Raw genomic sequence first — 21,929 nt, 5'->3', positions numbered from 1 at the left:
TTGAGAGAGGTCGCGGTATTCACCAGCGGGGCAAACGGCGTCGAGACGCTGCCCATCAGATCGGTATGGCTCAGGATCGCATCGCGCAATGTGGGTTTCTGCGTGCTGTAGCGCGCCCGGGCGCGCTGGATGATATCGCCGATTTTGACATCCGACGGGCAGGCGACTTCGCAGCGTTTGCAGTTGATGCAGTATTTCAGCGCCTCGTCGTACAGCTTGCCGTCCTTCAGGCGCAGGCGCTCGCCGTCCGGCCCGGCCTGCTTCGGACCGGGGTAGCGCGGGTTCACGCCGCTGACCGGGCAGACGGTGGTGCACACCGTGCATTTAATGCAGCTTTCAAAACGGGTGTCGTTCATTGTGCAGCCTCCGTGTGCTGAATAATCTGCTCTGCCACATACAGCGCCGTGACGGCGCAGACCCCGCCACCGCAGCCCTGAGTGATGGGATCGTATCCACCCAGCACGGAGCCGATGGCGAAGAGATTGCCGATCGATTGACCGGAAAGCTGCGGGTGCAGATGCGCGTCGGCGATGACGCCGAACTGCTGCCAGGGCTGAGGCGTGAAGAAATCGCTCTGATACCAGTCCGCGCGGGACGGGCTTTGCCTGACGTCCAGTCCCAGAATCGCCTCCCGGATCCCCTCGCGGGTGCTCAGCAGCCCGTTGCTGAAGAAGCTGCCGCTTGCCAGCACCGCGTAGCGCGCGCGAAGTGGAATGTCATCATGGTTGCGCGTCCAGATTTCGCTCACCGCGCCGTCGGTCAGGGTAATTTTTTTCACCTCATCACCCGCCATCCACACGCCGCCCTGCGCAACAAACTGACGCTGAAGCTGGGTGTGCAGACGAATGCCGGGCACGGAAGGGGGCAGCGTGGGCAGCAGGCCGAGCGAGCAGGGCAGCCGATCCGAGAGCCAGCGCCAGAGCCGGTTGTCGCGTAAACCAAAGCAGGCGGGCATTAACAGGGCATCGCAGGTTTCGCCGAGCGGCCTGAGCGCGTCATACAGCAGCGGCCATTTGTCCTCGTTATCCAGAAAACGGGCGATATTCACCGCGCGAAACTCGCTCGGGTTATCGCGCAGGACATCAAGCTCAGGCAGCTCTATCTCTGCCGTATCGGCGTTAACGCCCTGGCGACAGAGCGACGCCGCCGCGAGATGGGGCTGAAAATCCAGAAAGCCGCTAATACCCACCACCCGCACGCGCGCGGCGTTGATGGGGGCAACGGGCACCTCCTCCGGGCTGAGCCAGGCGGAGCGCAGGGTGCCGAGCGGCGTGACGCGCTGGTGATTTTGCCTGGCGCTTCCCTTCAGACGCGCCCCGCAGTCCGCCAGCAGCGCTTCGGTTTCCAGCGCAAAGCGGTCAATATGCTGCGCGCCAATCAGGTGATAGGGGTGCTCCGGCGGCAGTTTATCGCGGTACGCTTCGTCCACCAGATCCAGCGAGCCCGACGAGAAGTGCAGGGCGCTCTGGCCCCGAGTGATAATGGCGCAGCGCAGCCCCTGCTTCGTCAGTTTGATGCCGCAGAGCAGGCCTGCCAGCCCGCCGCCGACGATGACGGTATCAAATTTCATCGCGTTGCTCCTTCTCAAGACCGCAAAGCCCCTGGTAGACCCAGCGGGTAAATTCGCTTTCGCGCAGGGCATCGCCCCAGGCTACAGGCTGAATGCCTTTCCAGCGCTCGTTTAAAAACGCGCTGAGCTGATCGAGCGACTGGGTGGCGGTGGTGGTGTGAAAACGCTGCAGCAGCCCGGCGGCACGACAGGCGCACAGCTCGCCCTGACAGGTGCCCATTCCGACGCGCGTGCGGCGGCGGAGGTCGAGCAGGCTGTTGACCGTCAGGCTCTCCACCGCGTACTGCACTTCACCAGCGGTGACGGCTTCGCACTCGCACACCAGGCTACGGCTCAGACGTCCTTCACCAAGCCACTGCGGCGTTCTGTCGCCGTGGCGGTAAATCGCGGATCCGCGCAGCGGCGCGGGCAGGGAGATGATTTTTTGCAGGGTTTTTTCGGTTGACTGACGCGAGCCGGGCAGCGGCTGATCTGCCGTCACGCACCGTTCGGTATTGCCCAGCTTGCGGCAGACGGCATCGGTCGCCCACTCGGCCATCAGGCGGTAGGTCATCAGCTTGCCGCCGGTGATGGTGATAAACCCGTCCATGCCGTCGCGCTCGGCGTGATCGAGCAGCACGATGCCCCGGCTGACGTTGCGCCCGCTCGGGTCGTTGTCGCTGGCGACCAGCGGACGCACGCCCGCGTAGGCGCGCAGAATACGCGTCTGGGCCATCACCGGGGCCAGTTTTTCCCCTTCGCGCAGCAGGATATCGACCTCTTCGGCGGTCACGCGGTTGTAGTCAATCTCGCTGTAGTCCACGTGGGTTGAGGTGGTACCGATTAACGAAATGGTATCGCCCGGGACGAGGATATCGGCGTCGGACGGTTTGCGGCAGCGGTTGATCACGTGGTTATTGATGCGGTGGTCTAGAATTAGCAGCGAGCCTTTCGCCGGGAACATGCGTACCGACAGGTCGGCGTATTCCGCAATGCGTTGCCCCCAGATCCCCGCCGCGTTAACCACCACGGCGGCATACAGTTCGCTGTGTTCGTTGTACTGCGTATCAAGGATCCGCACGCCGCAGATGCGATTTCCCTCGCGGATAAGCCCGGTCACTTCGTGCCCGGTCAGAACGTGCGCGCCATGCTCGCGGGCGTCCAGCATGTTGGCGGCGGTCAGGCGGAAGGGGTCAACGGTGCCGTCAGGCACTTTCACCGCGCCAATAAGCGCCGGGTTAACCGACGGTTCCAGCCGCCGCGCCAGCGCCGGGTCTATGGCCTCAGCCTGAATGCCCGCTGCGGTACAGGCGGTAATAAAGGTCTTCTGAAAGGCGAGGTCATCTTCAGGAAGGGTAATAAAGAGGCCGTCGGTCGGCTCAATGCAGTGGCGGGCGATACGCTTGAGGATCTGGTTTTCAGCAATACATTCGCGCGCGGATTCACCGTCGGTCACCGCGTACCGCGCGCCGCTGTGCAGCAGGCCGTGGTTACGCCCGGTAGCGCCTGTGGCAATGTCATGACGCTCCAGAAGCGTGACGCTGAGGCCGCGCAGGGCGCAGTCGCGTGCGATCCCGGCGCCGGTTGCGCCACCGCCAATGATTATCACATCGCTATAACGAGGATCGTGAATGGTCATTGTTTACCCTCTATGTTCGTTTTTTTATCATTTAGCCATATCAATCGTGTGGTTTGTTTGATTTCGAACATAAACGCGCGAAATTCGAAAGTGAAACGTGATTTCATGCGCTTTTTTGCGCATTCTGTCATATTTCTGTAACAATCTGTGCGTTGATTCACAGTAACAATCACCGTGATTTCTTAACATCCCCGCCACTGGAAATCAGGTGCGAGCCACCTGCCCATTCAATTCAAGGCCACGGAGGCTGTCATGCTCAGTATCTTCAAACCTGCGCCGCATCGGGCGCGTCTGCCAGAGGCAGAAATTGATCCGCTTTACCGCCGTCTGCGTTGGCAAATTTTCCTGGGGATCTTCTTCGGGTACGCGGCGTACTACCTTGTGCGTAAAAACTTTGCGCTCGCCATGCCGTATCTGGTGGAGCAGGGCTTCTCCCGCGGCGATCTGGGGTTCGCGCTGTCGGGGATCTCCATCGCCTACGGTTTTTCCAAATTCATCATGGGCTCGGTGTCAGATCGCTCGAATCCGCGCGTGTTCCTGCCTGCCGGTCTGATTCTGGCGGCCGCGGTGATGTTGTTCATGGGCTTTGTGCCGTGGGCGACGTCCAGTATTGCGATTATGTTCGTGCTGCTGTTCCTCTGCGGCTGGTTCCAGGGGATGGGGTGGCCGCCGTGCGGACGTACCATGGTGCACTGGTGGTCGCAGAAAGAGCGCGGCGGTATCGTGTCGGTGTGGAACTGCGCGCATAACGTCGGTGGCGGGCTTCCGCCACTACTGTTCCTGCTGGGGATGGCCTGGTTTAACGACTGGAAAGCCGCGCTGTATATGCCCGCCTTTGGCGCCATCGTCGTGGCGATTATCGCTTTCGCGCTGATGCGCGACACGCCGCAGTCCTGTGGCCTGCCGCCGATTGAAGAGTACAAAAACGACTATCCGGATGATTACAGCAAGGAGCACGAAGAAGAGCTGACGGCAAAGCAGATCTTCATGAAGTACGTCCTGCCGAACAAGCTGCTGTGGTACATCGCGGTGGCGAACGTGTTTGTTTACCTGCTGCGCTACGGCATCCTCGACTGGTCGCCAACCTACCTGAAAGAGGTGAAACACTTCGCGCTGGATAAATCCTCCTGGGCCTATTTCCTGTATGAATATGCCGGGATCCCGGGCACGCTGCTCTGCGGCTGGATGTCGGACAAGGTGTTTAAAGGCAACCGCGGCGCGACGGGCGTGTTCTTTATGACCCTGGTCACCATCGCGACCGTCGTTTACTGGCTCAACCCGCCGGGCAACCCATCAGTAGATATGGCCTGCATGATCGTTATCGGCTTCCTGATTTACGGTCCGGTAATGCTGATCGGTCTGCACGCGCTGGAGCTGGCACCGAAAAAAGCGGCAGGCACGGCGGCAGGCTTTACCGGTCTGTTCGGCTATCTGGGCGGTTCGGTCGCGGCGAGCGCCATCGTGGGCTACACCGTTGACTTCTTCGGCTGGGACGGCGGCTTTATGGTGATGATTGGCGGCAGCGTGCTGGCGGTACTGCTGCTGATTGTTGTGATGATCGGCGAGAAACGTCACCACGCGGAAGTGCTGGCGCGTCGTCAATAAGGAGCATTGCGATGAAATTAACTCAACTTGCAGCCGGCCTGCTGCTGGCGGGCCTGATGACAGGCTCCGCGCTGGCGGCCGATAAAATTGTTATCGCCCACCGCGGTGCCAGCGGCTATCTGCCGGAGCATACGCTTCCGGCGAAAGCGATGGCCTATGCCCAGGGTGCGGACTACCTGGAGCAGGATCTGGTGATGACGAAGGACGACCAACTGGTCGTCCTGCATGACCACTATCTGGACCGCGTGACGGACGTGGCGGAGCGTTTCCCGGACCGCGCGCGAAAAGATGGCCGCTACTACGCCATTGATTTCACCCTGGCGGAGATCCGTTCCCTGAAGTTTACCGAAGGCTTTGAGATTGAAAACGGCAAGAAGGTGCAGGTCTATCCGGGACGTTTCCCGATGGGCAAATCTGACTTCCGCATTCATACCTTCCAGGAAGAGATTGAGTTTGTTCAGGGGCTGAACCACTCAACCGGGAAAAATATCGGTATCTATCCGGAGATCAAAGCCCCGTGGTTCCACCATCAGGAAGGGAAGGACATTGCCGCGAAGACGCTGGAGGTGCTGAAACAGTACGGCTACACCAGCAAGAAGGACAAAGTCTACCTGCAGTGTTTTGACGCCGCCGAGCTGAAGCGCATCAAAACCGAGCTGGAGCCGAAGATGGGGATGGATCTCAATCTGGTACAGCTGATTGCCTATACCGACTGGAACGAAACCCAGGAGAAGCAGCCGGACGGGAAGTGGGTGAACTACAGCTACGACTGGATGTTCAAGCCGGGCGCGATGAAGCAGATTGCGCAGTACGCCGACGGCGTTGGGCCGGATTACCATATGCTGGTGGCGGAAGGCTCAACGCCGGGCCACGTGAAGCTGACGGCGATGGTGAAAGAAGCGCACGCCAGCAAGATGCAGGTGCATCCGTATACGGTGCGTGCAGACCAGCTGCCGGAGTATGCCACGGACGTGAATCAGCTTTATGAGGTGTTGTATAACCAGGCGGGTGTGGACGGGCTGTTTACGGATTTCCCGGATAAAGCGGTCGAATTCATTCACCGGAAGTAGGTTTGGTAGGTCGGGTAAGGCGAAGCCGCCACCCGACAATCAGGCTCTGCGGCCTGATGCCCTCACCCTAACCCTCTCCCACCGGGAGAGGGGATAAGGACAACATCACATCTCGATCTCTATATCGCCTTTCGCCCGGCAACAGCAGGGCAAAATTTCCCCTTCGTTGATAAAGGCCAGCGGTTCGGTCAGCCAGTCCACCTGGCCTGTGACCAGACGGCAGCGGCAGGAGCCGCAATAGCCTTCACGACACTGGTACTCTACCTCCACCTGATGTGCTTCAAGCGCCACCAGCAGGGAAGGGTGCTCTTCCTGACACAGCACTTCTGTGCCAGAAAGGCTCAGCGTTACACGGCTCATCAGAGCTGGAAGTCGCTCAGGTCGTCGGTGTTGACTTCAGAATCAATCTGACCGACCAGATAAGAGCTCACTTCCACTTCCTGCGGCGCAACCTGCACGTTATCGGACACCAGCCAGGTGTTGATCCACGGGATTGGGTTAGAGCGCGTCTGGAACGGCAGGTCGAGGCCGACCGCCTGCATGCGGATGTTGGTGATGTACTCAACGTACTGGCACAGGATGTCTTTGTTCAGGCCAATCATGGAGCCATCGCGGAACAGGTAGTCTGCCCACTCTTTCTCCTGCTGGGCCGCCAGCACGAACAGGTCGTAGCACTCCTGCTTGCACTCTTCGGCAATCGCAGCCATTTCCGGGTCGTCCGCGCCGCTGCGCAGCAGGTTCAGCATGTGCTGGGTGCCGGTCAGATGCAGGGCTTCGTCACGGGCGATCAGGCGGATGATTTTGGCGTTGCCTTCCATCAGCTTGCGCTCGGCAAAGGCGAAGGAGCAGGCGAAGCTCACGTAGAAGCGGATCGCTTCCAGCGCGTTAACGCTCATCAGGCACAGGTACAGCTGCTTTTTCAGCGTGCGCAGGTTAACGGTAATGGTTTTACCGTTCACGTTGTGGGTGCCTTCGCCCAGCAGATGCCAGTAGCTGGTCATCTCGATCAGCTCGTCGTAGTAGTGCGCAATGCCTTCCGCGCGCTTCTGGATCTGCTCGTTGGTGACGATATCGTCAAACACCACCGCCGGATCGTTCACGATGTTGCGGATAATGTGGGTGTAAGAGCGGGAGTGGATCGTCTCGGAGAACGCCCAGGTTTCCACCCATGTTTCCAGCTCAGGAATCGAGATCAGCGGCAGCAGCGCCACGTTTGGGCTACGGCCCTGAATGGAGTCCAGCAGCGTCTGGTATTTCAGATTGCTGAGGAAGATATGTTTTTCGTGATCCGGCAACGCCTGAAAATCGATGCGGTCGCGGGAAACGTCCACTTCTTCCGGGCGCCAGAAGAAGGAAAGTTGCTTTTCAATCAGCTTTTCGAAGATGTCATATTTTTGCTGATCGTAGCGTGCCACGTTGACCGGCTGGCCGAAGAACATCGGCTCTTTGAGCTGGTCGTTTTTCGTCTGTGAAAAGGTGGTGTATGCCATGAATGTGTCCTGTGGTGTTATTTCCCCCTCACCCCGGCCCTCTCCCACAGGGAGAGGGGGAAAGAGTTCCCTCTCCCTGTGGGAGAGGGTTAGGGTGAGGGGATTTATTAAATCTTACATGCGCCGCTTTCGCAGCCATCGTCCTGAATTGACGGGGCCATGTCGTCCTGCGCGTCTTCCGCACCGTCACGGGTGTTGTGATAGTACAGCGTTTTTACGCCAAACTTATACGCGGTCAGCAGGTCTTTCAGCAGCTGCTGCATCGGAACCTTGCCGGACGGGAAGCGCGTCGGGTCATAGTTGGTATTGGCAGAGATCGACTGGTCGATAAACTTCTGCATGATACCCACCAGCTGCAGGTAGCCGTCGTTGTTTGGCATTTCCCACAGCAGCTCGTAGTTATTACCCAGCGTTTCGTAGTCCGGAACGACCTGACGCAGCACGCCGTCTTTCGACGCTTTAATGCTGACGTGGCCGCGCGGCGGTTCAATGCCGTTGGTGGCGTTAGAGATCTGCGACGAGGTCTCGGACGGCATCAGGGCAGAAAGCGTGGAGTTACGCAGGCCGTGGGTCTTGATGGACTCACGCAGGCCTTCCCAGTCGAGGTGCAGCGGCTCGCTGACGATCGCATCCAGGTCTTTCTTGTAGGTGTCGATTGGCAGAATGCCTTTCGCATAGGTGGTTTCGTTGAACCACGGGCATGCGCCTTGCTCTTTCGCCAGCTCGTTGGAGGCTTTCATCAGGTAGTACTGAATAGCTTCAAACGTCTGGTGCGTCAGGTTGTTAGCGCTGCCGTCGGAGTAACGCTTGCCGTTTTTCGCCAGCCAGTACGCGAAGTTGATCACGCCGATACCCAGGGTACGACGGCCCATTGCACCGCGTTTAGCGGCCGGGATTGGGTAATCCTGGTAGTCCAGCAGGGCGTCGAGCGCGCGAACTGCCAGCACGGCCAGCTCTTCCAGCTCGTCCAGGGTCTTAATCGCACCCAGGTTGAACGCGGACAGCGTACACAGCGCGATTTCGCCGTTTTCGTCGTTCACGTCTTCCAGCGGTTTGGTTGGCAGGGCGATCTCCAGGCACAGGTTAGACTGGCGCACTGGGGCAACGACCGGATCAAACGGGCTGTGGGTATTGCAGTGGTCCACGTTCTGGATGTAGATACGGCCGGTAGAGGCACGCTCCTGCATCATCAGGGAGAACAGATCTACCGCCTTCACGCGCTGCTTGCGGATGCTGTCGTCTTTTTCATACTTGGTGTACAGACGCTCGAACTCGTCCTGATCGGCGAAGAACGCGTCGTACAGGCCCGGAACGTCGGACGGGCTGAACAGGGTGATGTCTTCACCTTTCAGCAGACGGGTGTACATCAGCTTGTTGATCTGCACGCCGTAGTCCATGTGACGCACGCGGTTGCCTTCCACGCCGCGGTTGTTCTTCAGAACCAGCAGGCTTTCCACTTCCAGGTGCCACATTGGGTAGAACAGGGTCGCAGCACCGCCGCGCACGCCGCCCTGAGAGCAGGATTTTACTGCCGTCTGGAAGTGCTTATAGAACGGGATACAGCCGGTGTGGAACGCTTCACCGCCGCGAATCGGGCTGCCCAGCGCACGGATGCGACCAGCATTGATGCCGATACCGGCGCGCTGGGAAACGTATTTCACGATGGCGCTGGAAGTAGCGTTGATGGAATCCAGGCTGTCACCACACTCGATCAGTACGCAGGAGCTGAACTGACGGGTTGGGGTACGCACGCCGGACATGATTGGCGTCGGCAGCGAAATCTTGAACGTGGAGACCGCATCGTAGAAACGCTTCACGTAAGAGAGGCGGGTCTCACGCGGGTAGTTAGAGAACAGGCAGGCGGCCACCAGAATATAGAGGAACTGGGCGCTCTCGTAGATTTCGCCCGTCACACGGTTCTGAACCAGGTATTTACCTTCGAGCTGCTTCACCGCCGCGTAGGAGAAGTTCATGTCGCGCCAGTGATCGATAAACTCGTTCATCTGCTCGAACTCTTCTTCCGTATAGTCTTCCAGCAGATGCGTGTCGTATTTGCCCAGCTCAACCATTTTCACCACGTGATCGTACAGCTTCGGCGGCTCAAACTGGCCGTAGGCTTTTTTACGCAGGTGGAAAATCGCCAGACGTGCAGCGAGGTACTGATAATCCGGTGCTTCGCGGGAGATGAGATCCGCCGCTGCTTTGATAATGGTTTCGTGGATATCAGACGTTTTGATGCCGTCGTAGAACTGGATGTGGGATCGCAGCTCAACCTGGGAAATAGATACGTTGTTCAGTCCTTCTGCTGCCCAGTCGAGAACTCGATGGATTTTGTCCAGATTGATACGCTCGGTAGTACCGTCGCGCTTTGTCACCAGCAGACTCTGATTCATGTGGGTTTTACCTGTCCGTGAAATAAAAAATATCCCCCGCTTATCCACAGATCCGTCTTGTGACTAACTCTGTGGATAAATACTACATATAGGGGGTTTGCGATAAGAAAAACGCTATATGGTGAGTATTCTAGTATCGAATCATTTCAGCACAAGGGTTGATTTTGACGTTAAATTGAGGTTGTGAATGGGTAAAAAAGCGTAAGTCCTCGTACCGTAAGGCCTGGACGAGATGTCAATAATTAAGAAAAAAAATTCAAAATTTGATCGAGTGCTGATTTCTTCAACGAGAGGTCAGAATTGCGCAACATGATGTCGCGCAATCTTTATAAGAATAACGAATGACGTTAGTCGTTTTTGGCGGTGGTGTGCAACATATAATTAACATCTACGCCCGGTGCCAGCTTGAATTTATCCGTTAATGGATTGTAATGCAGACCGGTGATGTGCTTCTCCTTGAGCCACGTTTGATCAACCCAGCTTAACAGCTCCGCTGGCTTGATGAATTTCTTCACGTCGTGCGTGCCTTTCGGCACCATGCGCAGCACATATTCCGCGCCAACAACGGCCATCAGCCAGGCTTTGCCGTTGCGGTTGATGGTTGAGAAGAAGACCTGGCCGCCCGGTTTCACCAGTTTTGCACAGGCATGCACCACGGACTGCGGGTCTGGAACGTGCTCCAGCATCTCCATGCAGGTCACCACATCGTACTGATGGGCGTGTTTCGCCGCGTGCTCTTCCACGGTTTCCTGCACGTATTCCACCTGAACGCCGGACTCCAGCGCGTGAAGCCGGGCGACCTGCAGCGGTTCAAAGCCCATATCGAGGCCGGTAACGGTGGCACCTTCGCGCGCCATGCTTTCCGCCAGAATGCCGCCGCCGCAGCCGACATCGAGCACTTTCTTACCGAACAGACCGCCGGAACGCTCCGCGATATAGCCCAGACGCAGCGGGTTAATGCGATGCAGCGGTTTGAACTCACCTTCGAGATCCCACCAGCGGGACGCCACCGCTTCAAATTTGGCAATCTCTTCGTGGTCAACGTTGTGAGCCACCGGGGATTTTTCGGCATTCATGGGCGCTTTTACTCCTTATTTAGCAAGACAAAGGAGTATATCAGCCCGCGCGGGTGAATAAAGCTTATTGGTTTACCTCAATCACCGCGGCTGTGTTATAATTTGCGACCTTTGAATCCGGGATACAGTAGAGGGATAGCGGTTAGATGAGCGACCTTGCGAGAGAAATTACACCGGTTAACATCGAGGAAGAGCTGAAGAGCTCCTATCTGGACTATGCGATGTCGGTCATTGTTGGCCGTGCGCTGCCGGACGTCCGCGATGGCCTTAAGCCGGTACACCGTCGCGTACTATACGCCATGAACGTATTGGGCAATGACTGGAATAAAGCCTATAAAAAATCTGCCCGCGTCGTGGGTGACGTCATCGGTAAATATCACCCGCATGGTGATACCGCCGTTTATGACACCATCGTCCGTATGGCGCAGCCATTCTCCTTGCGTTACATGCTGGTAGATGGTCAGGGTAACTTTGGTTCTGTTGACGGCGACTCCGCAGCGGCGATGCGTTATACGGAAATCCGTATGTCGAAAATCGCCCACGAGCTGATGGCCGACCTGGAAAAAGAGACCGTTGATTTCGTCGATAACTACGACGGCACCGAGCGCATTCCTGATGTTATGCCAACCAAGATCCCGAACCTGTTAGTGAACGGTTCGTCCGGTATCGCGGTCGGTATGGCAACCAACATTCCGCCGCACAACATCACCGAAGTGATCAACGGCTGCCTGGCCTATATCGACGATGAAGAGATCAGCATTGAAGGGCTGATGGAACACATCCCGGGCCCGGACTTCCCGACGGCGGCGATCATCAACGGCCGTCGCGGTATTGAAGAAGCCTACCGCACCGGTCGCGGCAAGATTTACATCCGTGCCCGCGCCGAAGTGGAAGCGGACGCCAAAACGGGTCGTGAAACCATTATCGTTCACGAGATCCCGTATCAGGTGAACAAAGCGCGTCTGATTGAAAAAATCGCCGAGCTGGTAAAAGAAAAACGTGTTGAAGGTATCAGCGCACTGCGTGACGAGTCTGACAAAGACGGTATGCGCATCGTGATTGAGATCAAACGCGACGCGGTGGGCGAGGTTGTGCTGAACAACCTGTACTCCCAGACTCAGCTTCAGGTTTCCTTCGGTATCAACATGGTTGCACTGCACCATGGTCAGCCGAAGATCATGAACCTGAAAGAGATCCTGAGCGCGTTCGTGCGTCACCGCCGTGAAGTGGTGACTCGCCGTACTATCTTCGAGCTGCGTAAAGCGCGCGACCGTGCCCACATCCTTGAAGCGCTGGCCGTCGCACTGGCAAACATTGACCCGATCATTGAGCTGATTCGCCGTGCGCCGACCCCGGCCGAAGCGAAAGCGGCCCTGATTGCGCGTCCGTGGGAGCTGGGTAACGTGGCCGCCATGCTGGAACGTGCGGGCGACGACGCTGCGCGTCCTGAGTGGCTGGAGCCTGAATTCGGCGTGCGCGACGGTCAGTACTATCTGACCGAGCAGCAAGCACAGGCGATTCTGGATCTGCGTCTGCAGAAACTGACCGGCCTTGAGCATGAAAAACTGCTCGACGAATACAAAGAGCTGCTGGAACAGATTGCCGAGCTGCTGCATATCCTGGGTAGCGCAGAGCGCCTGATGGAAGTGATCCGCGAAGAGCTGGAGCTGGTCCGCGATCAGTTCGGCGATGCGCGTCGCACCGAAATCACCGCAAACAGTTCTGATATCAACATTGAAGATCTGATCAACCGCGAAGACGTGGTGGTCACCCTGTCTCACCAGGGCTATGTGAAGTATCAGCCGCTGACCGACTACGAAGCACAGCGTCGTGGCGGTAAAGGTAAATCTGCGGCACGTATTAAAGAAGAAGACTTTATTGACCGCCTGCTGGTGGCGAACACCCATGACACGATCCTCTGCTTCTCAAGCCGCGGTCGTCTCTACTGGATGAAAGTCTATCAGCTGCCGGAAGCAAGCCGCGGCGCGCGTGGCCGTCCAATCGTCAACCTGCTGCCGCTGGAAGCGAATGAACGTATCACCGCTATCCTGCCAGTACGCGAGTACGAGGAGGGCGTGAACGTCTTTATGGCGACCGCGAGCGGTACCGTGAAGAAAACCGCGCTGACCGAATTCAGCCGTCCGCGTTCGGCCGGTATTATCGCCGTGAACCTGAACGAAGGCGACGAGCTGATCGGCGTGGATCTGACCTCCGGTTCTGATGAAGTGATGCTGTTCTCCGCCGCCGGTAAAGTGGTGCGTTTCAAAGAGAACGCGGTTCGCGCAATGGGCCGTACGGCAACAGGCGTTCGCGGGATCAAACTGGCGGGTGAAGACTCCGTTGTTTCCCTGATCGTTCCACGCGGCGAAGGGGCGATCCTGACCGTCACGCAGAACGGCTACGGTAAACGTACGGCGGAAAGCGAATATCCGACTAAGTCCCGTGGTACGCAGGGCGTTATCTCTATCAAAGTGACCGAGCGCAACGGTTCCGTTGTGGGCGCGGTGCAAGTGGACGATGCCGACCAGATCATGATGATCACCGATGCCGGTACGCTGGTGCGTACTCGCGTGTCTGAGATCAGCGTGGTAGGCCGTAACACCCAGGGCGTGATCCTCATCCGTACAGCGGAAGATGAAAACGTGGTGGGTCTGCAGCGCGTTGCAGAGCCGGTGGATGACGAAGAACTCGACTCCATCGATGGCACGGTAGCGGAAGGCGATGATGAAATCGCGCCGGAAGCAGATACCGACGAAGATGCAGCGGATGACGCTGACGAGTAATGTCTCCTGACGCAAAAAGGGCCGGTTTCCGGCCCTTTTCTTTTGCACAAGCAGACAAGTGAACGTTGCGACAAGCCGCGTTTACCGCTACCTTAACCACATTCTTTTTGACCCCGATGGCGGAGCCTCGCCCCTTTGAAATACCTCGTCTCCTTTCGTACCACGCTGAAAGTCTCTCGCTATCTGTTCCGGGCGCTGGCGCTGCTGCTTTGGTTGCTGGTGGCCCTGTTCTCGGTGTTTTTCATCGTTAACGCGCTGCACCAGAAAGAAGCGGAGATCCGCCAGGAGTTTAACCTCAGCTCCGATCAGGCCCAGCGCTACATTCAGCGCACCTCTGACGTCATGAAGGAGCTGAAGTACATTGCCGAGAATCGCCTGACGGCGGAAAACGGTATTCTTGCCATTCGTGGGCGCAATGATAAAACCGAAGTACCCGACTTTGAGCCTCTGTTCCCGGACTCTGACTGCTCCGCAATGGGCAGTACCTGGCGCGGCTCGCTGGAATCGCTGGCGTGGTTTATGCGCTACTGGCGTGACAACTTCTCCGCGGCCTATGACCTGAACCGCGTCTATCTTATTGGCAGCGAAAATCTCTGCATGGCCGATTTTGGCCTTCGCGACATGCCCGTAGAGCGCGATGACGCGCTGAAGAGCCTGCATGAGCGTATTGTGAAATACCGCAATGCGCCGCAGGACGAGCGCGGGAATAACATCTTCTGGATTAGCCAGGGCCCGCGCACGGGCGTGGGCTATTTCTATGCCCTGACGCCGGTGTATCTGGGCAATCGCCTGCAGGCGCTGCTGGGCATTGAACAAACCATCCGCATGGAAAACTTCTTCACGCCGGGCAGCCTGCCGATGGGGGTGACCATTCTTGATGAAAACGGTCATTCCCTGATCTCCCTCGCCGGGCCGGATAACCGTTTGAACGTAGATCCGCACTGGATGCAGGAGCGGTCGTGGTTTGGCTACACCTCCGGTTTCCGCGAGCTGGTGTTGAAGAAAAGTCTGCCGCCGTCGTCGCTCAGCATTGTCTATTCGGTGCCGGTGGATATGGTGCTCGAACGCATTCGCATCCTGATCCTCAACGCCATTTTGCTGAATATCGCGGTGGGCGTGGCGCTGTTTATGCTGGCGCGCATGTATGAGCGGCGGATATTTATTCCGGCAGAGGCAGACGCCCAGCGTCTGGAAGAACATGAGCAGTTTAACCGTAAGATTGTCGCCTCTGCGCCGGTGGGGATCTGTATCCTGCGCACCCAGGACGGCACCAATATCCTCAGTAACGAGCTGGCGCATAACTATCTGAACATGCTGACGCATGAGGACAGGCAGCGGCTGACCCAGATTATCTGCGGGCAGCAGGTGAACTTTGTTGACGTGCTGACCAGCACCCACACTAACCTGCAAATCAGCTTCGTGCATTCGCGCTATCGCAATGAAAACGTGGCCATTTGCGTGCTGGTGGATGTCTCCGCGCGCGTGAAAATGGAAGAGTCGCTTCAGGAGATGGCGCAGGCCGCCGAGCAGGCTAGCCAGTCGAAATCCATGTTCCTTGCGACCGTCAGCCACGAGCTGCGCACGCCGCTTTACGGGATCATCGGTAACCTCGATCTGCTGCAGACGAAAGAGCTGCCAAAAGGGGTCGATCGCCTGGTCACGGCGATGAACAACTCTTCAAGCCTGTTGCTGAAAATCATCAGCGATATTCTCGATTTCTCAAAAATTGAGTCCGAGCAGCTGAAAATCGAGCCGCGCGAGTTTTCCCCGCGCGAGGTCATGAACCATATTAGCGCCAACTATCTGCCGCTGGTGGTGCGTAAACAGCTGGGGCTGTACTGCTTTATCGAACCGGACGTGCCGCTGACGCTGCACGGCGATCCGATGCGCCTGCAGCAGGTTATCTCCAACCTGCTAAGCAACGCCATCAAATTCACCGATATCGGCTGTATTGTGCTTCACGTGTGCCGCGCAGGGGACTATCTGACTATCCGCGTGCGTGATACGGGCGTGGGCATCCCGGCGAAGGAGGTGGTCCGTCTGTTCGACCCGTTCTTCCAGGTCGGGACGGGCGTGCAGCGCAACTTCCAGGGTACCGGGCTGGGGCTGGCGATTTGTGAAAAGCTCATCAGCATGATGGACGGGGATATCTCCGTCGATACCGAACCGGGCATGGGAAGCCAGTTCACCATCCGTATTCCGCTCTACTCGGCGCAGTATCCGGCTAAAACGACAGTCGATGGGCTGAGCGACAAGCGCTGCTGGCTGGCGGTGCATAACGCTTCTCTCAATGATTATCTGACGGCGCTGCTTAACCACTGCGGCGTGCGGGTATGCCGATATGAAGGGCAGACCCCGGACGTGGACGATATGCTGATCGCTGACGACATGCCGGAACAGGCGTGGCCGGGAAGAGGGGTGATCATGTTCTGCCGTCGCCATATTGGTATTCCGCTGGAGCGCGCGCCGGGGGAATGGGTGCACAGCGTGGCGACCCCGCATGAGCTGTTAGGGCTACTGGCGCGTATTTACAGCGTACAGCTTGAAGACAGCGATGGCGCAACGGCACTGCCGTCACCGGATGCGCTGGCGTCGGTGAATGACGATATGATGATTCTGGTGGTGGACGACCATCCGATTAACCGCCGCCTGCTGGCCGACCAGCTTGGATCGCTGGGCTACCAGTGCAAAACCGCCAACGACGGCGTCGATGCGCTGAACGTGCTGAGTAAAAACCATATTGATATCGTGCTGAGCGACGTGAACATGCCAAACATGGACGGCTACCGTCTGACGCAGCGCATTCGCCAGCTTGGCCTGACGCTGCCGGTCGTTGGCGTGACGGCTAACGCCCTGGCGGAAGAGAAGCAGCGTTGCCTGGAGTCTGGCATGGACAGCTGCCTGTCGAAGCCGGTGACGTTGGACGTATTGAAGCAGACGTTGTCGGTATACGCGGATCGCGTGAGAAAAACCAGAATATAAAAAAGGCCCTTACGGGCCTTTTTATTTCCCCGGCGGCGCTGCGCTTGCGCGGGCCTAGGGGTTTTGTAGGCCGGGTAAGCGCGAGCGCCGCCCGGCATTTACAGTGGGGATCAATCTTTGTCCGTTGCGCTCAGCGTGACGGAGGAGAGATAGTTGAGCAGCGCAATATCATTGTCCACACCCAGCTTCATCATTGCTGATTTCTTCTGGCTGCTGATGGTTTTAATACTGCGGTTCAGCTTCTTGGCAATCTCGGTTACCAGGAAACCTTCTGCGAAGAGACGCAGAACTTCGCTCTCTTTTGGAGACAGGCGCTTGTCGCCATAGCCACCCGCGCTGATTTTCTCCAGCAGGCGGGAGACGCTTTCAGGCGTGAACTTCTTGCCTTTCTGCAGCGCTGCCAGCGCTTTTGGCAGGTCGGTTGGTGCACCCTGCTTCAGGACAATCCCTTCGATATCCAGATCCAACACCGCGCTCAGGATCGCCGGGTTGTTGTTCATGGTCAGAACGATGATCGAGATGTCCGGGAAGTGACGCTTAATGTATTTGATGAGCGTGATCCCATCACCGTATTTGTCTCCAGGCATGGACAGGTCGGTAATGAGCACGTGTGCATCAAGTTTAGGAAGGTTATTGATCAGTGCTGTAGAGTCTTCAAATTCACCGACTACATTCACCCACTCGATCTGTTCAAGTGATTTGCGAATACCGAACAGTACAATCGGATGGTCATCGGCAATAATTACGTTCATATTGTTCATGTATAAGGCTACCTTGCTACAGCAAGCTCTTGACATAGGTGTCAATGTCGCTGATGTATTTTTCAATGCCAGAGGCATCTTTCTCACGAATTAGATGTTCCAGCGTTTCACATAACTGCTTGCCGGGAACCAGATTAAGCATGGCAAACACCCCTTTAAGCCGGTGTGCTGTCTGTGCCAGCGCTGCAAAATCATTCGCAGCGGACTCAGTATACAACCGCTTAACATCATCTGGTACTGTATCAACAAAGAGTGAATAATATCCGCTGGCGTGGAGCTCGGCATTTTCGTTGCCGCCTAACGGGGATTCCGCTATCTCTTCCTGCGCCAGCTGCTCTTCTATTAGTTGTAGTACAGCTTCCTGCATCGCATTGCTTATATTAAAGTTGACGCGCAGCTGGCCTGGGCCGATTTTTCGCACGCCTGACTCATCATCGCTTAAAAGCAAGCCTGTGGCAGTAAGATTAGACGGATTATCAGTTAAAAATAGATCAAATTCTTGACTCGCAAGCCTTTCGTCCGGCGTGATGCAGGCCGCACCCCAGTTTTCTAACTGGCGAACCACGATATTGCGGATCTCGTTTGAGGTCACATCAACCATCACCACCACATCATCCAGCAGGCGTTCTTCATCTTCTTCCTGTGGATTCGCCGCCATTTTGACATGCAGCGAGTAGCGTGTGCCGAGAGATTCACGCGCCTTGATATTCAGGTGACCGCCCAGTTTACGTGCCAGCTGATCGCACAGCCAGAAGGTGAGGGCGTTCGCTTTGCCGTAGTGGTCACTCTGGGTATCGTTCAGGAACGGGAAGTGCAGGTTATCAATTTCACTTACTGTCACGCCTTCGCCAGTGTCCAGAATACGGAACGTCAGGCGATCCTCCGTCGATTCATCGGTGCTGACTTCGAGAGTGATCTTGCCGATCTGGGTAGTCGTGACCGAATACTGGATCAGCATCAGCAGGATCCGACGCAGCGCTTCGCGATCGCCATGACGCTCGTCATTCGCCGGGAGGTGGTTGTTGATCAGCAGCTGCAGCCCTTTGCGCTTAATGACCGGGAGCACCTCCGGGACCACTTCATCGATCAGATCCTGGATAGAGAAGAGGGTTGGGGTGCCTTTCCAGATGTCATTTTCCAGCATGTTCGCAAGCTGGATTTCGTCAACCATGCGTACCAGCGACTCGGCCTGGCTTGTCAACTGCTGGCCTTCTGGCGTATTCAGACCCGCAGCCTGAGCAGCCAGCGTTTTTAGCGGCTGTTTGAACGCGTCACCGATATTTTGCATAAAGGCCGTGCGGCCGTGCTGGTTTTTCTCGTAAAGCCGTTGCGCCTGCTTGAGCTTTTTGTTGACCAGCACTTCACGGTCCTGATCGCGGATAACAAAGATTTGCGTACGGGATGCAACCTGGCTGCTGAACTGACGGATCTCATACAGCTCGTTGTTAATGGTCGCCTGAATCACCCCCTGGTGCTGGTCCGCCATCGCCGTGATGTTCTGCAGGTTGAGGTGGGGCAGAAGGTGATCGGCAATCTTGTTGCTCATCACCGTGCGGTTGGCTTCCTGATCGTGAACTAGCACCCCGAGCGGCAGGACCGAAATAATCTCTTCATTTAAAGCGCGCAGCACGCGAAGTTCATTACTGGTGCCCGTAGAGACAGCAGAGGCGTCACTCTGACGTCCCGGCTGGAAGCGGAACGTGCTGTAGCCAAACAGCGCCAGCGCCAGCAGACCGATATTCAGCAGCAGCGGCAGGAGGATGTTTTGCAATGTATCAAGCAGCAAGGTGCCAAACGGCACCTGCCACACCAGACGCATGCCGGTTGAATTTAACGATGACGCAATTTCAATTTTTGAGCCGTTAAATGAAATAGAGACGCTCTCGGCCCCTTCTTTATCCGGCGGATTGCGCAGGTTTTGCGTGCTGTTGTCAGGCTCCAGACGGAAGCTGTCCAGCGGCATATCCGGCGGGATCAGGTCATTGATCGGCAGATCGAACGCCACCACGGTTGCGAGGTGCCCCGGCTGGTTAAACGTCGTGCGTAGCGTAAAGTAATGACCATTTTGCCAGGCCAGACGGCGCAATGAGGAGAAACTCTCGCGCTCATCCAGGGCGTTGGCTTGCTGCAACATTTCTGCGCGGCGTGAATCCACAATGCTGCCTACCGTCGTCTCTTTAAAACCGGATGAGAGGTCTTTGAGCGGCAGGGTAGAGATCAGGATCATGCTGTTGTCCTGACCGTTCAGGTAGTACATGGACCAGGGTACGGTCTCTGCACCCCAGAGAGTATCCAGATAGGTTGAAATGCGCTGCGTCATCTCAAGCGTTGCGCTGTCATGGGAACCGAAAATCAGGGCTTCTGTTTTACGCTGAGGTTTTTCCAGGTAATACACATCCTGCTTAAGGCGTGTCTCCTGTAACCCTTCCCCGGTGGTGGTGGCGGGCGCGGCGGCAATGTTGTCGTAAATCTGCCAGGTCGCATAGCGCCATGTATCGATCCGTTTGTGGACCGCATGGGTGATATCAACGATCTGGTAACTCTTATCCTTGAGCCACGCATTGACCGCACTTTGAACCATGACCCCCATCGTGACTAACAGCACAACGATCAATAGAAGAAAGAAACGGGTGATGCTCCCCGGAAGAAGGGAGAATTTGCTCAGGGCGGTAGTTTCAGTCTGACTCATTGATATCTTTAACCCGTGATGGCCGTGCTTTAAAGGGATACGGCAGTATAAAGGGTAAAACCTGAATTTCCAGCGTCATGGTCTGAGAATGACTGACTTTTTCCACGAAGAATGTCGACAGTGCGCGGCGCGTAAAATATGTACAAATGACGGCGGGGTGTATAAATATAGATCGGCATCTTTCCGGGAATAGCACGAATAAACAAGAAATTGAGATTTGTAGAAATGACGCGGGTCTGCGAAGGGGTAGGGGCTGATTTAGTTAATAGTCGTTACGATTTCGGGACGGTAGCACAAGAAAAATATAATTGCGTAAAGAAAGGTAAAAAAAAACCGAACGCTCGGCATTCGGTTCAATTAGGGATAAACAGACATTCAAAACTGAATGACGGTAATAAATAAAGTTAATGATGATAGCGAGAGTTATTTTAGTGATATTGGCTTGTTTTGTTTTATCATTCAGTGCTGTCATGGGTTTTTATGTAACCGCATGATTTAAAGCTTCTTTTTTTTCATTTTGATTATTGGTGCTATATTTTTGACCCTTGCGTGCTTTGTAAAAGTTCCTTGATATTTACAAATTGAAACATCTTGATAGATAAATGAAACATCTTAAAAGTTTTCGTATCATATTCCCGTTGGATTATTCTGTATTTTTGAGGAGAATGAAGTTGCCGACTGGTTAAGAGGGTTAATCAGTAAGCAGTGGTAATAATAAGGCATATAACAGAGGGTTAATAAAATGAAAGTTAAAGTACTGTCCCTCCTGGTACCAGCACTGCTGGTAGCAGGCGCAGCAAATGCGGCTGAAATTTATAACAAAGACGGCAACAAATTAGATCTGTACGGTAAAGTTGATGGTCTGCACTATTTCTCCGACGACGACAGCGTTGACGGCGACCAGACCTACATGCGTCTTGGCTTCAAGGGCGAAACTCAGGTTAATGACCAGCTGACCGGTTACGGCCAGTGGGAATACCAGATTCAGGGTAACTCCGGCGAAAACGAAAACAACTCCTGGACGCGTGTGGCGTTCGCGGGTCTGAAATTTGGCGACGCGGGTTCTTTCGATTACGGTCGTAACTACGGTGTTGTTTACGACGTCACCTCCTGGACTGACGTACTGCCAGAATTCGGCGGCGACACCTACGGTTCTGACAACTTCATGCAGCAGCGTGGTAATGGCTTCGCGACCTACCGTAACCAGGACTTCTTCGGTCTGGTTGATGGCCTGAACTTCGCGCTGCAGTACCAGGGTAAAAACGGTAGCGTGAGCGGTGAAGATCAGACCAACAACGGTCGTTCTGCACTCCGTCAGAACGGTGATGGCTACGGTGGTTCTATCACTTACGATCTGGGCGAAGGCTTCGGTATCGGTACTGCTCTCACCAGCTCTAAACGTACCAATTCCCAGAATGACTACGGCTTCGGTACCGGCGATCGTGCTGACACCTACACCGGTGGTCTGAAATACGACGCGAACAACCTCTACCTGGCTGCACAGTACACCCAGACCTACAACGCGACCCGCGCGGGCGATCTGGGCTGGGCTAACAAAGCACAGAACTTCGAAGTGGTTGCACAGTACCAGTTCGACTTCGGTCTGCGTCCATCCGTGGCTTACCTGCAGTCTAAAGGTAAGGATCTGGAAAACGGCTACGGCGACCAGGATATCCTGAAATATGTTGACGTGGGTGCGACCTACTACTTCAACAAAAACATGTCCACCTATGTTGATTACAAAATCAACCTGCTGGACGAGAACGACTTCACTCGTAGCGCTGGCATCAGCACTGACGATGTCGTCGCACTGGGTCTGGTTTACCAGTTCTAATCGCTTCATTGCGTGACTAAGGGGCCTTCTGGCCCCTTTTTTTGGGTCTTACAACGAG

The 21,929-nt window shown here is 56.0% G+C and carries 14 protein-coding genes; 5 read left to right on the top strand and 9 right to left on the bottom strand.

Annotation, left to right across the window (positions count from 1 at the left end; all coding sequences use genetic code 11):
• The 3 genes from K5E19_RS21030 to glpA form a co-directional block, all read right to left on the bottom strand.
• The coding region (locus K5E19_RS21030) for a 4Fe-4S dicluster domain-containing protein (RefSeq protein WP_221552904.1) at window positions 1-356 on the bottom strand (356 nt) is incomplete at its 3' end.
• Window positions 353-1,570 carry a glycerol-3-phosphate dehydrogenase subunit GlpB gene (gene glpB / locus K5E19_RS21025; RefSeq protein WP_221552902.1) on the bottom strand — a complete coding sequence of 406 codons (1,218 nt, stop codon included), beginning with the start codon at window positions 1,568-1,570 and terminating at the stop codon, window positions 353-355. The genes glpB and K5E19_RS21030, both read right to left, overlap by 4 nt.
• Window positions 1,560-3,188, bottom strand: a complete 1,629-nt coding sequence (gene glpA / locus K5E19_RS21020) for an anaerobic glycerol-3-phosphate dehydrogenase subunit A (protein ID WP_221552901.1) — start codon at window positions 3,186-3,188, stop codon at window positions 1,560-1,562. The genes glpB and glpA overlap by 11 nt, the downstream gene beginning before the upstream one ends.
• A 252-nt stretch (window positions 3,189-3,440) precedes the next feature.
• Between glpA and glpT the strand changes: the two genes are divergently transcribed.
• A complete protein-coding gene (gene glpT / locus K5E19_RS21015; RefSeq protein ID WP_089597932.1) occupies window positions 3,441-4,793 on the top strand; it encodes a glycerol-3-phosphate transporter in 1,353 nt (450 codons plus the stop codon).
• 11 nt (window positions 4,794-4,804) lie between these two features.
• Window positions 4,805-5,863 carry a glycerophosphodiester phosphodiesterase gene (gene glpQ / locus K5E19_RS21010; RefSeq protein ID WP_221552900.1) on the top strand — a complete coding sequence of 353 codons (1,059 nt, stop codon included), beginning with the start codon at window positions 4,805-4,807 and terminating at the stop codon, window positions 5,861-5,863.
• A 105-nt stretch (window positions 5,864-5,968) separates the two neighbouring features.
• On the opposite strand, the gene yfaE is transcribed toward glpQ, so the two are convergent.
• The 4 genes from yfaE to ubiG all read right to left on the bottom strand — a co-directional run bounded on the left by yfaE (window position 5,969) and on the right by ubiG (window position 10,822).
• The gene (yfaE, locus tag K5E19_RS21005; protein ID WP_221552898.1) at window positions 5,969-6,223 is read right to left on the bottom strand and encodes a class I ribonucleotide reductase maintenance protein YfaE; all 255 of its coding nucleotides are present in this window, start codon (window positions 6,221-6,223) and stop codon (window positions 5,969-5,971) included.
• The gene (gene nrdB / locus K5E19_RS21000) at window positions 6,223-7,353 is read right to left on the bottom strand and encodes a class Ia ribonucleoside-diphosphate reductase subunit beta (RefSeq protein WP_221552896.1); all 1,131 of its coding nucleotides are present in this window, start codon (window positions 7,351-7,353) and stop codon (window positions 6,223-6,225) included. The genes yfaE and nrdB overlap by 1 nt, the downstream gene beginning before the upstream one ends.
• A 107-nt stretch (window positions 7,354-7,460) precedes the next feature.
• Window positions 7,461-9,746: a class 1a ribonucleoside-diphosphate reductase subunit alpha gene (gene nrdA, locus K5E19_RS20995; protein WP_221552894.1), complete on the bottom strand. Its 2,286-nt coding sequence runs from the start codon at window positions 9,744-9,746 to the stop codon at window positions 7,461-7,463.
• Between the two features lie 347 nt (window positions 9,747-10,093).
• The gene (gene ubiG, locus K5E19_RS20990; protein WP_221552893.1) at window positions 10,094-10,822 is read right to left on the bottom strand and encodes a bifunctional 2-polyprenyl-6-hydroxyphenol methylase/3-demethylubiquinol 3-O-methyltransferase UbiG; all 729 of its coding nucleotides are present in this window, start codon (window positions 10,820-10,822) and stop codon (window positions 10,094-10,096) included.
• Between the two features lie 146 nt (window positions 10,823-10,968).
• On the opposite strand from ubiG, the gene gyrA reads away from it, so the two are divergent.
• The gene (gene gyrA / locus K5E19_RS20985) at window positions 10,969-13,605 is read left to right on the top strand and encodes a DNA topoisomerase (ATP-hydrolyzing) subunit A (protein WP_221552891.1); all 2,637 of its coding nucleotides are present in this window, start codon (window positions 10,969-10,971) and stop codon (window positions 13,603-13,605) included.
• Between the two features lie 135 nt (window positions 13,606-13,740).
• A complete protein-coding gene (gene rcsC / locus K5E19_RS20980) occupies window positions 13,741-16,587 on the top strand; it encodes a two-component system sensor histidine kinase RcsC (protein WP_221552889.1) in 2,847 nt (948 codons plus the stop codon).
• A 110-nt stretch (window positions 16,588-16,697) separates the two neighbouring features.
• Here the strand turns inward: rcsC and rcsB are convergent, their stop codons facing one another.
• Together rcsB and rcsD are read right to left on the bottom strand one after the other, a co-directional pair.
• Window positions 16,698-17,348 carry a response regulator transcription factor RcsB gene (gene rcsB / locus K5E19_RS20975; protein WP_003859405.1) on the bottom strand — a complete coding sequence of 217 codons (651 nt, stop codon included), beginning with the start codon at window positions 17,346-17,348 and terminating at the stop codon, window positions 16,698-16,700.
• Between the two features lie 16 nt (window positions 17,349-17,364).
• Window positions 17,365-20,037, bottom strand: coding sequence for a phosphotransferase RcsD (gene rcsD / locus K5E19_RS20970; RefSeq protein WP_221552887.1), 2,673 nt, complete (start codon window positions 20,035-20,037; stop codon window positions 17,365-17,367).
• 742 nt (window positions 20,038-20,779) lie between these two features.
• On the opposite strand from rcsD, the gene K5E19_RS20965 reads away from it, so the two are divergent.
• Complete coding sequence (locus tag K5E19_RS20965) at window positions 20,780-21,871, top strand: porin OmpC (RefSeq protein WP_221552885.1); 1,092 nt, start codon at window positions 20,780-20,782, stop codon at window positions 21,869-21,871.
• The last annotated feature ends 58 nt before the right edge of the window (window positions 21,872-21,929 follow it).

The sequence above is a fragment of the Enterobacter sp. RIT637 genome (assembly GCF_019718755.1).
Classification (GTDB): Bacteria; Pseudomonadota; Gammaproteobacteria; order Enterobacterales; family Enterobacteriaceae; genus Enterobacter.
This window is presented reverse-complemented; position numbering and strand designations above follow the sequence as displayed.

Excerpts from the sequence above, each read along its gene's own strand:
- glpA (WP_221552901.1), bottom strand. The coding sequence starts at position 3,188 with ATGACCATTCACGATCCTCGTTATAGCGATGTGATAATCATTGGCGGT.
- nrdA (WP_221552894.1), bottom strand. The coding sequence starts at position 9,746 with ATGAATCAGAGTCTGCTGGTGACAAAGCGCGACGGTACTACCGAGCGT.
- glpT (WP_089597932.1), top strand. The coding sequence starts at position 3,441 with ATGCTCAGTATCTTCAAACCTGCGCCGCATCGGGCGCGTCTGCCAGAG.
- glpB (WP_221552902.1), bottom strand. The coding sequence starts at position 1,570 with ATGAAATTTGATACCGTCATCGTCGGCGGCGGGCTGGCAGGCCTGCTC.
- rcsB (WP_003859405.1), bottom strand. The coding sequence starts at position 17,348 with ATGAACAATATGAACGTAATTATTGCCGATGACCATCCGATTGTACTG.
- K5E19_RS20965 (WP_221552885.1), top strand. The coding sequence starts at position 20,780 with ATGAAAGTTAAAGTACTGTCCCTCCTGGTACCAGCACTGCTGGTAGCA.
- ubiG (WP_221552893.1), bottom strand. The coding sequence starts at position 10,822 with ATGAATGCCGAAAAATCCCCGGTGGCTCACAACGTTGACCACGAAGAG.
- rcsD (WP_221552887.1), bottom strand. The coding sequence starts at position 20,037 with ATGAGTCAGACTGAAACTACCGCCCTGAGCAAATTCTCCCTTCTTCCG.
- gyrA (WP_221552891.1), top strand. The coding sequence starts at position 10,969 with ATGAGCGACCTTGCGAGAGAAATTACACCGGTTAACATCGAGGAAGAG.
- glpQ (WP_221552900.1), top strand. The coding sequence starts at position 4,805 with ATGAAATTAACTCAACTTGCAGCCGGCCTGCTGCTGGCGGGCCTGATG.
- nrdB (WP_221552896.1), bottom strand. The coding sequence starts at position 7,353 with ATGGCATACACCACCTTTTCACAGACGAAAAACGACCAGCTCAAAGAG.
- yfaE (WP_221552898.1), bottom strand. The coding sequence starts at position 6,223 with ATGAGCCGTGTAACGCTGAGCCTTTCTGGCACAGAAGTGCTGTGTCAG.